This window comes from Hassallia byssoidea VB512170 (assembly GCF_000817785.2).
In the GTDB taxonomy this organism is placed as follows: Bacteria; Cyanobacteriota; Cyanobacteriia; order Cyanobacteriales; family Nostocaceae; genus Hassallia; species Hassallia carrinoi.
Genome location: NZ_JTCM02000009.1, coordinates 21,938 through 33,247, shown reverse-complemented (window position 1 = coordinate 33,247; position 11,310 = coordinate 21,938). Strand labels below are relative to the sequence as shown.

Below are 11,310 nucleotides of genomic sequence, written 5' to 3'. Positions count from 1 at the left end.
CCGACAACGCCAGCAGTTACACCTAGACGAACCAATCCTGTAAATACCGAACCGACAACGCCAGCAGTTACACCTAGACGAACCAATCCTGTAAATAGCGAACCGACAACGCCAGCAGTTACACCGAGACGAACCAATCCTGTAAATACCGAACCGACAACGCCAGCAGTTACACCTAGACGAACCAATCCTGTAAATACCGAACCGACACCACCAGCACGTACATATACACCTAGACCATCGACACCGACATATTCCAACCCGACACCGGAGCCTTCACAGCGTCGTGTTCCTTCAAGACGGGGCGATCGCAAGCCAGCTACTAATCGAAGTATAGAAAGTTCGCCTGTTTCTCCATCTAGAACACTTAATTACAAGCAAATTAACTTTGTAGATATCGCCTTTGGTGTTTTGGCGCAGGGTGACTTTAAGTCTCAAGGTAGATATTTTCATTTCTACCAGTTTCAAGGCAGAGCAAACCAACTGATCCAAATTAGACTAGGTGGCAGTGTCGATCAACGCCGCTCAAGCAACCTCAGTTTAGATCCGTTCATGTTTTTGCTTGACCCCAACAACAACGTTCTGTTAAAAAGAGGCAGTGGGGGAGCAAACAGTGAAGTTAAAGATGCTTTCGTATTTGTCCGACTGCCTGCAAACGGTACTTACACGATCGCAGTCACTAGCCAAAATCCTGGCGATAAAGGTCGCTACAGTCTCGCACTCAGAAATGACCGAGCCAGCTACAGTCTAGACTCAGAAAGCGAACTGACACCTCAAAGCCTAAGAAGGCAAGATGGCAGCGTTTACGATATTTCCAAGTTTCAAGGCAAAAAAGACCAACTTGTTAGTATTCGTGTAGATAGTGTCTATGAAGAATTTTCTCCTTATATAGTGTTGATGGATTCTCAAGGCAAAATAGTCGCGGCTGATAATGCCAAAGATGGCAAGTACAGTGCTTTAATTGACCGAGCTAGGTTGCCTAAAGATGAAACTTACTACGTAGTGGTGATTTCTGGTAATTCACTTCAACGCGGTAAATACCGATTGACTGTTTTCTAATTTTAATGAGACATCCGCCAAATCTTGATAGTTTTGTCCTTACTACCACTGGCAAGAGTTTGTCCATCGGGACTAAAAACGACAGACCAAACTCTGTTGACATGTCCAGTTAGAGTGCTGATTTGCTCTCCCGTAGTTAGATTCCACAATTTGATAGTGTCGTCCCAACTAGCACTAGCTAAAGTTTTGCTATCGGGGCTAAAGGCAACAGACCAAACTTTATCGCTATGACCTGTTAGGGTGCGAATTTCTTCTCCGGTAGGTAAATTCCACAATTTAATTGTGTCGTCCCAACTGCCACTGGCAAGAGTCTGTCCATCTGGACTGAAGGCGACAGAATTAACAGCGGCATCATGACCCTTTAATGAGCGGATTTCTTTTCCTGTTGCCAAATTCCACAGTTTTATGGTACTGTCAAAATTATTACCACTGGCAAGAGTTTTGCCGTCAGGACTGATAGCGACAGATGTAACTACATCACAATTCGCTTTCAGCGTACGGATAACCACTCCGGTAGTAACATTCCACAGTTTGATACTCTGATCCCAACTGCCACTAACTAAACTTTGACCATCTGGGCTGAAGGCGATCGCCTGAACTGAAACTGAATGTCCCCTGAAAGTGCGGATTTCTTGTCCGGTAGCCAAATCCCACAGTTTGACAGTCTTATCACTACTGCCACTGGCAAGAGTTTTGCCATCGGGACTGAAAGCGACGGAATTAACCCAGTCAGAATGCCCTTTCAGGGTACGGAGTTCCTGTCCTGTCGCCAGATTCCACAGTTTGATGGTCTTGTCAGTACTAACACTAGCAAGCGTCCGCCCATCAGGGCTAATAGCGACAGCCCAAACTGAATCGGAATGTCCTTTCAAAGTCAAGTTGGGCGAAAAGGTTTCCCCAAGTGTCTTTAAAGGCTGATTGGAACCGGAGGCAGCACCAGATGCAGCTAAGGGAAACTCCCAATAGAAAATTGCGCCAAATCCCAAAAGCGCGATCGCTGCACCAGTGAAAAGTTTAATTTTGAAGTAAGTCATGGTTTACAGACCTTACAGATTCCGCAGTTAAACAACTTCAATGCTGTGCCCCGACAGTAGCGAACTCAGCATTGGAGGTGTTATGGAAATACCTTTATCTACTCATTAAAGCGATCGCATTCCTAATTTTCTGCCACATTTTGTTATCTTTTTTTTCTTAATCGCTAAAAATTAGGCATTGGGAATTGGGAATTGGTAATTGGTAATTGGTAATCGGTAATTGGTAATTGGTAATCGGTAATCGAAAACGCGAAAAAACCATTCCCCATTCCCCATTCCCCATTACCCATTCCCCATTCCCCACTCCCCACTCCCCTAATTAGACACTCGCCAAATCTTGATGGTATTGTCCTCACTACCGCTGACGAGGGTTTTGCCATCGGGACTAAGGGCAAGGGATGTCACAGTTTGGGAATGCCCCAAAAGGGTGCGGATTTGCTTTCCGGTATCGAGATTCCACAATTTGATCGTTTGGTCGCGACTGCCACTAGCAAGAATTTTGCCATCGGCACTAAAAGCGAGGGATGTGACTGTTTTGGAATGCCCAGAGAGTGTACGAAGTTGCTGACCGGTGGTAAGATTCCACAATTTGATCGTTTGGTCGCGACTGCCACTGGCAAGCATCTTACCATCAGGGCTGATGGCGACGGATGTCACGGTTTGGGAATGCCCCATAAGGGTGCGAATTTCCTCACCGGTTGCCAGATGCCAGAGTTTGATGGTATTGTCAAAACTACCACTGGCAAGAATTTTTCCATTTGGGCTGATGGCGACAGACCGAACCCAGAATGAATGTCCTTTGAGTGTGCGAATTTTTCTGCCGGTATCGAGATTCCACACTTTGATGGTATTGTCATCACTACCATCAACAAGAGTCTTGCCGTCGGCGGTGATGGCAAGGGCATGAACTGAATCAGAATGCCCTACAAGAGTGCGAATTTGTCGTCCTGTATCGAGATTCCATATTTTGATTGTTTTGTCCTCACTACCACTAACCAGTTTTTGTCCGTCTGGGCTGATAGCGAGGACATTAACCCTGTTGGAGTGTCCTTTTAGGGTATAAATTTCCTCTCCGGTTGCCAGGTTCCATACTTTGATAGCGCGATCGCTGTTACTGGCAATAGTGTTACCATCTGGACTGATGGCGACAGACAAAACAGAGTTATGAAAACCATTGAGTGTTTCGGAATTAGAAAAGTTCCCAAAGTTAATTGGTGAAGGATGTCTTAAAATCGCTTCTATGCGATCGGGATTAATCTTTGGTTGATTCAAACTAGACGATAAGCTGGTTTCTAAGCGGCGAGATTGCTTATACCAAACATCTCCTAATCCCAACAACATAATTACACCACCTATCAAAAATAAATTTCTCAGTACTGCATACTGTTTTGGTAAAGATGGTGCTTGAGTTGGTGGCGGTTTGACAGCCGAGTATCGAGTTGCTGGTACTTGCAGTAACTGTTTTTCTGTGAAATCTCTGAGAACTTCATCAACTGATTGATAGCGCTGCTGAATCTCTTTTTTTAACAGCTTGTCGAGAATCCAATCCAATTCATTATTAATCGGACTTTTTAAATATTGCCGCCAATCTGTAACCCAGCCATACCCATATTCCATCCACAACTGAAAAGGAGAAATTCCCGTTAGCAGATGAAAGCAAGTTGCACCCAAACCAAACAAATCACTAGATGGATAAGCCTTTCCATCCCTAATTTGTTCAATCGGGGAATAGCCATGCGAACCAATTGAAGTGCCAATTTTATTTTGTACTCTTGCCGTTAACTGTTTTGAAGAGCCAAAATCTATCAAATTTAATCGCCCGTCACTTTGAGATCGGATAATATTTTCCGGTTTGATATCTCGGTGAATGACTCCGCGTTCGTGGATAAACTTCAAAGTCGGTAATAAGTCTATCAATATTTGTTTAATTTCCTGATAGTTATAACCTTTCCGTAACTGCAACTCTTTTAATAAATTGTGTCCGTCGATAAACTGCTGCACCAAATATAGACAGCCGTCTTGCTCAAAATAAGCTAATAGAGTTGGAATTTGCGGATGTTGTCCGAGTTCTTGCAGTCGTTTCGCTTCTGCTTGAAACAACTCCATTGCTTTTTTTTGCGCCCAACTGCCTTGGAATTTTGGCGCTAATTGCTTGATGACGCAGCGATCGTTAAGTTTATCGATATCTTCTGATAGATAGGTTCTGCCGAATCCACCCTCATCTGAAAGTACTCGAATTACACGGAAACGATTTCGCAACAGTGGCACGAGAGGAGTGCTGCATGTTTGACAAAACTTCTTTCCTTCAAGATTTAGGGGATTTGGGCAATCGGGATTTATGCAGCAGATCATGATCTGATGGGCGCGACTGCGTGACAAATTATGCTAAGTTTGCCCCAAATTTTCCCTTAATAAAATTGGCTCTCGTGTTCTTTTGGTAGACAACCCAGGTTTTGGGGAGTGGGGAATTACTTATTAGTATACGGAATGCAATTAATAGTCAGTTTTCCTAAACTCCGGAAAACCAAGAGAGCCGTTTGATTTATTATTCTCCCGATTATACAATAATCTGAACAAAAAATTTTTTTATGATTAAAAATTTTCCGATCATTAGTTTATACATTGGCAATTCACAACTTTTTTAGTGTTAATTGAAACTTGTTTATAAGTTTCCATTACTGACACTGAATTGAGTAAAAATGTTTGTTTGTTAATAGATGAATAGCAAACTCGTGTAAGTTTTGCCACTTCTGCAACTAGCTTATCGGGGTCAAAAGGCTTAAAAATAAGTTCCTGAAAGCCAGCTTCAAAAGCTTTCGCACGCGCTTGCGGATGTGCATAACCCGTCAAAGCAAGCGCAGGAAGAAACCCTCCGATCTTAGCTTCTTTGCGTCTGATAGAGCGAATCAGCGAATAACCATCTTTGCCTTGCATACAGATGTCGCTGATTAAAACATCTGGCTTTGATTCTTCTATCGCTTCAATGGCTTGAACCACCGATGTTACAGTCTTCACTTGTGCCTGATATTCTTCAAAAATAACTTTAACCAGATACAGGCAATCGATATTGTCATCTACTACAAGTATTCGCAAGTTACCAAGAGATGATTTGTCAACTTGTGGTGTTTTTAGCGATGTGCTTTCTTGAGTATGTGAATCGCAAAAGTTGTTTGACACATTAATTACCGCCTTGAGTTGGTGAAAGCGATTGGGAAGTCGAAATAGGCAGATAGTTAACGCTATCTGCCTATAGAGATATTTATGAGAGAGTAGTTAAGTTTTTCTAAACTAGACTTATTTTCGTGTAAATATAGTCTAAAAACTTTTAATTTAATATTTATCTAATGATTGTGTAATAAAATTTTATATCTGCTTGATGTAGCGACCATTACAGGTGGCGATCGCCTGAATCAGTTAGGGGCAGCATTGGTTTTACTTTTCTTTACATATAGCAGTTTTATTTATCCAAAAAATTGGGCTGATGACAAATATAAAGTTTCATATCCCCGACTTCGCATAAGTTGTCGGGGAAAGGCGAAAATGCTTTTTTCTCCAAATCCGAATTTTAACTCTACCCATTTTGGCATCTTCTTGTTCAATTATTTGTTGTGGGTTGTACCAGGTACTGGCATCGCCATCGTTTAAACTTATCTTTGTGTACTCTTGGTTTCCCCTTGCCTGAATTCGCTCTTTTTTAGTCTAAAGTCCAGTCTGTCGGGAAACCCGACAAAGGGCGCTGGACTCACCGCCTGCGCGGGCTTAATTTTTAGATATTTGTGAATAGATATGAAAAATATTAGTCACTCAGCTTTTAACTCTCCAACTAAAGGCTCCTGGGCAATCTTAGCTAAGTCTACTGATTCTAAAAGACTTTGCCAATCATTTTTTAATTGCCAATCATCAGGACGCTTTTGACGTAGTTCAGCCAAGGTGGTAAGGCTATCGGACCAAATGCCTTCGTCAGCGTAAATAGCAGCGCGATCGCGCGGTGAAGCTTTGTTTAACTCAGTCGTCAAGTTTTCATTACTGACAATTTGTTTGAGCCATCCTGTCGTAATTATTATGTTACTATACCGACGTGAAAGGTTACAAATTGCCGCAAAATACCATTGATACTCTTCACCAATTTTGAGCAATGGCTTTTTTGAATTAACAGGTAAGCTGAGGCTAAAAATACCAGGCTTATTATTTACTTTAAAGGTTTGTTTGTAAAGGTTTTGTCCAGTTGCATCCATCAAAACAAATTCCAATGCTTGTACAGAGGTTTTAGGTGTTTTAGGAATATAGAAAAATAATTTTGTCCTTTCGGAGGAGGTAAGTGCAAGATTATTGGCAGGCATTAGAGCTATTAATCTATGTTTGCCGTAGAACAAACAATCAGTACCGGTTGTTGGTGCTATCCGCCTACCATCCTTCCTGTCGCTAGTACCTTGATATTTGATCGGCGTTAAGCGTGATACTGGTGTAACGGGTGTCTTTTGCTCTAAAGGTATAGATTGTGTTTGAGCCGTTGTTATACCAACAGATAACAAGAAAATAGCAACTACAATTGCAACTACAGATTTCATCCCAAGTACTCGTTGCATGATTTTTCCTCACAACGCTATTGTTGTAGCTATATGTAAATTTTATTTCTATTAATTTTCACTTTTTCAAATCATCACAAATCCACATTATTTAATGCACCATTTTCCCATACATACCGAAGCTAGGAGCTAAAAAAATAAAGCCCGCAAGCGCGAGCTATCCAATTAACAGCAAACCGACAACTTTCAATATTTTAAGTGAATGATCGTAGGAGCGACAGCATCTTTATAACAATGACACTCTTATGACAAAAAACTTTTAGCAGACCATATTAAGGCGATCGCCAAAATTATGTATAAAAATACTCCACCTGAAAAAATTAAGACGTTTGAGGGCATTGAAACAACGTTCGCCCAAACAAGAGCGGAAAGTCACGCCCGCTGGAAACCAGGGCAACCACGACAACGTAGAATTATTTATCCGATAGTAAAAAAAATACAACAAAGCCCCGTAAAGAGAAAGCAAAATCTGCTTAATCTCAAAGATTTTCATCTTTGAAGATTGCGTTTTATCAACTCAGCACTGCTAGGTCGTTTCTTGTTGCTTAGTCTAAACTCCAGCTTTAAGGTAACGGATCTTAAAACATATTTTAATTTGAGATTTGAGATAAGCAACCCCTAAATTTCGGATGATTTTTGGCATTCAGCTTTGCTTTCCATTCGCGAATAGCGCTAGCGGTGCGTGCTACAGGTGACAGGTAATCAGAGGATTCTGCGTTTCCACTACTTTTACCTTTCTTGGGTTGGGTAGTTAAACAATTCGTCAAAGTCGGCAAATAGCTTTCCAAACCTAAAGAAGACATGACATCATTAGTTGTCTGAAAACGCTCTGATAGCGACACCTTCACCATTTTGCCCAAAACTTGAGCAAAGTGGTCACTGATGTCTACATGTTTTTGCCAACAGATATCACCGGTATTCGAGTCATACTCAAATTCAAAAGGTGCTTTCCCAGTTAACAGATAAAGACAAGTCACTCCGACTGCGTAAATATCACTAGCATAAACTGGACGCAGGGAAAACTGTTCTGGTGGGGCAAATCCCATAGTCCCGACAAAATTTGTTGAGACGCTTTTATGTTCTTCGCTGTCACTAGTTTCGATTAATTTCTCTTTAACTGCGCCGAAATCAATTAACACTACCCGTCCATCATCTTCACAGCGTAGCAAGTTCTGGGGCTTAATATCGCGATGAATTACATGATGTTTATGAACGTATTGCAATACTGGCAGTAATTCGTGCAAAAACTGTTTAACTGCGGCTTCGCTTTTGGGACCGGTGCGTTTGATTTCTCCTGCCAAAGTAGAACCGCGCACGTATTCTTGAACTAAATAAAATTCCCCATTTGCTTGAAAGTAATCTAAAAGCATGGGAATCTGAGAATGACTGCCAAGCTGACCTAAGGTTTTTGCTTCTTTTTCAAAGCGCGAACACGCTCTTTCCCAGCTTTTCGGACTACTCACCTTGGGACAAAGCTGTTTAATCACACACAGGGGATTTCCCGGTAACACCATGTTTTTGGCGAGAAACGTGATGCCAAAACCACCTCTGCCCAATATTTTCAATATTGCATAGCGATCGCGAAATAACTGCGCTTGACCGCACAATTGACCAAGCTGAGTCTGCTTTAAAATATCCACATGAAAATTTGACGTTTTCGGAGGAAAGCTATTCATCAGGCTATTAGGGGTGTTTTGGTGAAAAGCTGCTAAATGTCTTTAATTTAACGATAAAGATTCTTTTACGCCAATAGCATTACCGTTTCTTTGCAAAATCCTCCGGGGGACGGGGAGTGGGGAATGGGGAATGGGGAGTGGGGAGTGGGGAATAGGAAAAAATTATCACCTTCTCCCTACTCCCTACTCCCTCCTCCCTACTCCCTACTCCCTACTCCCCACTCCCCACTCCCTCATAATCAAGGTACTTCAATCGGAATCAAAGCATTTTCCGGCAAATAGTTACTGAAACGTCCTTCATCTGAAAGTACCAAAATCAAGCGCACGGGATAATCTGGTGGAACTTGCAAATCTGCCCACGGTACCGCCACTTCTAAACAAGTATCTAAAGCTACTTGAGCGCGACTGAAACGGGGAAGCCATTGATAATTTTCCCCAGCTTCGCGAAACTGAATCGATTGCGTCAGCAAATTAATTGCTAAATGATGGTGGTAGTGATAATTAACTGGTGCTGCATCCGGCACATCCGCTAAGGGAATCGGGCTGTTGTGCATTGTTTTATCAGGATAATACCAAAGCAAATTTAACTCTGCTGGCAAATCTCGCCCTGGTACAGCGCCACTTTTTAAATCTACCCGTAGATAGAAATTCAGGTGATCTACTCCATACCAAAGTCGCTGGATGACGCTGCTATTATGCATTGTCCCCCGCGCTCCGCCGATTTCTATGCGTCCGGCTTTGTCCCAGTCTTGTTCATCGCCTTTGCCGTCAATTACTGGATGAATAAAGCTTTGTGGGCGATGATCTGTCTTTGCCGTGTGGTTTTCTACTTCTTTTTTCAAATACGAGGGTATAGGTTCATTTAACGCTTTGTAAATGCCATACAGATGTTCGCGAAACAACTGGTCAAACATGGCATCTTGATTTGAGGAATGTCCCTCACCAAACCACCAGAACCAGTCGGAACCTTCGGCAGCGTATAAAGCTTCCCAGGCTTCGGGGTTGTTTTCTTCGGTCGCTTCGGGATGATTGGCGAGGGTAAGTCTAGCATGTGTGAGGTAATCCCAAGCGCGATTTTTGGCGGGATCGCCAATCCAGGTGGTGAAGCTACCATCTACCCAAGAACCGCTATGCAGTTGTTGTTGGGGGATAATTGCTGTGGGGGGAAACTGTTCGATAAATTCGGAGACGGTAACAAGTTTCAGGTTCGGTTCGTTACTTAAAGTTTGATATAAGGCTTCTAAGAAAGGTTTGCCATCTTGAGGATAAAATTCCCAGCAATTTTCGCCGTCTAGGGCAATGGTAACTAACCAAGGTTGTTCGGTTGGGCGGTCTTTTTGCATTCTGGCGATCGCCTGTAAATGTCCCACTAAGTCGGCAGCGGCTTGTTTTGGCTGCATTGCCCCGTAGGTAAAGCCGATCAAGTCTGATAATCTGTGGTCGCGAAAGACGATCGCTAAATCACCAGCGGTCGTTTCCAAACGATACGGTCGGTAAAGTAACTCTGGTTGCAACACGTTCCCCGCCCCATCACGGTGGAAGAAGTGTTTTATTGTCCACCCTAATACAGCTTCATCTGAGCAAATCCACTTATATCCTTGTTTAATAATATCCGGTAGAATCGCCGGACTGACTGATTGTTCTGAGGGCCACAATCCACGCGGTTCTTGCCCAAAGCGATCTTGATATAAATCCCACGATTTCCGCAAGTGCCTGGGAATGTCTTCTGCCCATTGAAAGCGGGTTTGGGGCAATGTCATATTTGGCACTGCAACACGTCCGGAGTTGGTATCGGCAAGTAGAGGCAAAATCGGGTGAGTGTAAGGCGTGGTGGTTACTTCCAATTGCCCAGCGTCTTGCATTTTGCGGTGTTGCGGGATGATTTGGCTGAGGATTTGCCGCTGTTTAGAGTAAATGCGTTGGCGATCGCCTAAACTAAAATCCTTACCCTGCTTTAACCAAGTGGCAATTTCCGGATCGTCCCAAAACAGCGGATCGATCCACGCCAAGTTGTGCCAAGCCAGCAAATCGCCGTAATCTGGCAATTGCCAATTTGCTAAACACCAATCTTGTCCTTGTTCCTGCCTTTGCTGATACAACTGAGCATAGCGAGGATGCGGATCGATCAAATTGTGGTGATTGGCATCAAAAAAATGTTCGATAATAAATTCCCGCTGTTGAGTCGTCAGTTGTTCAGCAGGTGTCAAACTCGCTTCTAAATAAGGGTCAAAAGCAGTGCCAGCAATGTAATCTTCTAATTGCAATATCAGCGATGGAACTAAATTCACCGTTTGGTGTAACTTAGGATACCTTTCTAAAAGTAGCACCAGATCGAGATAATCCTTAGTGCCATGCAAACGCACCCAAGGCAGACGGTAATGCTGACTACTTTTCACAGAAACGCCGCTGTCGGGAGATTTGTACAGCGGCTGATGTTGATGCCAGATAAAGGCGACGTAAAGGGGTTGAGACATAAGAATAGTCAATGGTCAATAGTCAATGGTCAATAGTCAATAGTCAATAGTCAATCGTCAATAGCCAATGGTCAATCAACTCTAGACTGTGGACTTTTGACTTTGGACTTTTGACTATTGACTCCTAACTTTTACATTACTTGCTCGACTTCGGCAATTTCTGGAATCATTTCGCGCAGACGGCGCTCAATACCCATTCTCAGTGTCATTGTGGAGCTTGGGCAAGAACCACAAGCACCTTGCAGTCGCAGCTTAACAACAGGACCATCGAGTTCTACGAGTTCGACGTTGCCGCCATCAGAGATTAGATATGGGCGTAATTCATCCAAGACTGTTTCTACGTTATCAGTTGTCAGTGTCAGTGTCTGTTGCATGAGTTTAGACCTCGTAAGTTAACGAAAAGTTAGGAGTTAAAAGTTATGAGTTAGGAATTAGGTAGAGACGTTTTGCCGGAACGTCTGTACGAAAGTTAAAAGTTGGT

General features: G+C 42.8%; 11 protein-coding genes. 3 read left to right on the top strand and 8 right to left on the bottom strand.

Annotated elements, in window-relative coordinates; all coding sequences use genetic code 11:
• Positions 1–1,059: PPC domain-containing protein (locus PI95_RS06785; RefSeq protein ID WP_163518673.1), on the top strand; the 1,059-nt coding region annotated here is incomplete at its 5' end.
• Positions 1,060–1,061: 2 nt separating this feature from the next.
• Here PI95_RS06785 and PI95_RS06780 read toward each other — a convergent pair.
• The 4 genes from PI95_RS06780 to PI95_RS06765 all read right to left on the bottom strand — a co-directional run bounded on the left by PI95_RS06780 (position 1,062) and on the right by PI95_RS06765 (position 5,270).
• Entirely contained in the window at positions 1,062–2,093 is a 1,032-nt protein-coding gene (locus tag PI95_RS06780; protein WP_039737777.1) for a WD40 repeat domain-containing protein, read from the bottom strand.
• A gap of 157 nt (positions 2,094–2,250) precedes the next feature.
• Positions 2,251–2,397 (bottom strand): hypothetical protein, encoded by a 147-nt coding sequence (locus tag PI95_RS06775; protein ID WP_163518664.1) that lies wholly within the window; start codon positions 2,395–2,397, stop codon positions 2,251–2,253.
• A gap of 11 nt (positions 2,398–2,408) precedes the next feature.
• Entirely contained in the window at positions 2,409–4,445 is a 2,037-nt protein-coding gene (locus tag PI95_RS06770; protein WP_163518672.1) for a serine/threonine-protein kinase, read from the bottom strand.
• Between the two features lie 258 nt (positions 4,446–4,703).
• Positions 4,704–5,270, bottom strand: coding sequence for a response regulator (locus PI95_RS06765; protein ID WP_063842290.1), 567 nt, complete (start codon positions 5,268–5,270; stop codon positions 4,704–4,706).
• A 171-nt stretch (positions 5,271–5,441) separates the two neighbouring features.
• Here PI95_RS06765 and PI95_RS06760 point away from each other — a divergent pair, with 171 nt between their 5' ends.
• Positions 5,442–5,738: a hypothetical protein gene (locus PI95_RS06760; RefSeq protein WP_039737773.1), complete on the top strand. Its 297-nt coding sequence runs from the start codon at positions 5,442–5,444 to the stop codon at positions 5,736–5,738.
• Between the two features lie 155 nt (positions 5,739–5,893).
• On the opposite strand, the gene PI95_RS06755 is transcribed toward PI95_RS06760, so the two are convergent.
• Positions 5,894–6,679 (bottom strand): DUF928 domain-containing protein, encoded by a 786-nt coding sequence (locus PI95_RS06755; protein ID WP_163518671.1) that lies wholly within the window; start codon positions 6,677–6,679, stop codon positions 5,894–5,896.
• A 590-nt stretch (positions 6,680–7,269) separates the two neighbouring features.
• Positions 7,270–8,355, bottom strand: coding sequence for a serine/threonine-protein kinase (locus PI95_RS06750; protein ID WP_039737771.1), 1,086 nt, complete (start codon positions 8,353–8,355; stop codon positions 7,270–7,272).
• Positions 8,356–8,478: 123 nt separating this feature from the next.
• Between PI95_RS06750 and PI95_RS35645 the strand changes: the two genes are divergently transcribed.
• Entirely contained in the window at positions 8,479–8,637 is a 159-nt protein-coding gene (locus PI95_RS35645) for a hypothetical protein (RefSeq protein WP_236116959.1), read from the top strand.
• Here the strand turns inward: PI95_RS35645 and PI95_RS06745 are convergent.
• Positions 8,595–10,829 (bottom strand): glycoside hydrolase family 57 protein, encoded by a 2,235-nt coding sequence (locus PI95_RS06745; protein WP_039737770.1) that lies wholly within the window; start codon positions 10,827–10,829, stop codon positions 8,595–8,597. The genes PI95_RS35645 and PI95_RS06745 overlap by 43 nt on opposite strands.
• Positions 10,830–10,960: 131 nt before the next feature.
• Positions 10,961–11,191: a NifU family protein gene (locus PI95_RS06740; protein WP_201280325.1), complete on the bottom strand. Its 231-nt coding sequence runs from the start codon at positions 11,189–11,191 to the stop codon at positions 10,961–10,963.
• Positions 11,192–11,310: the final 119 nt, after the last annotated feature.

Bases quoted from the DNA above. Each gene is read 5' to 3' on its own strand.
- PI95_RS06750 (WP_039737771.1), bottom strand. From the start codon at position 8,355: ATGAATAGCTTTCCTCCGAAAACGTCAAATTTTCATGTGGATATTTTA.
- PI95_RS35645 (WP_236116959.1), top strand. From the start codon at position 8,479: ATGGGGAATGGGGAGTGGGGAGTGGGGAATAGGAAAAAATTATCACCT.
- PI95_RS06745 (WP_039737770.1), bottom strand. From the start codon at position 10,829: ATGTCTCAACCCCTTTACGTCGCCTTTATCTGGCATCAACATCAGCCG.
- PI95_RS06770 (WP_163518672.1), bottom strand. From the start codon at position 4,445: ATGATCTGCTGCATAAATCCCGATTGCCCAAATCCCCTAAATCTTGAA.
- PI95_RS06780 (WP_039737777.1), bottom strand. From the start codon at position 2,093: ATGACTTACTTCAAAATTAAACTTTTCACTGGTGCAGCGATCGCGCTT.
- PI95_RS06755 (WP_163518671.1), bottom strand. From the start codon at position 6,679: ATGCAACGAGTACTTGGGATGAAATCTGTAGTTGCAATTGTAGTTGCT.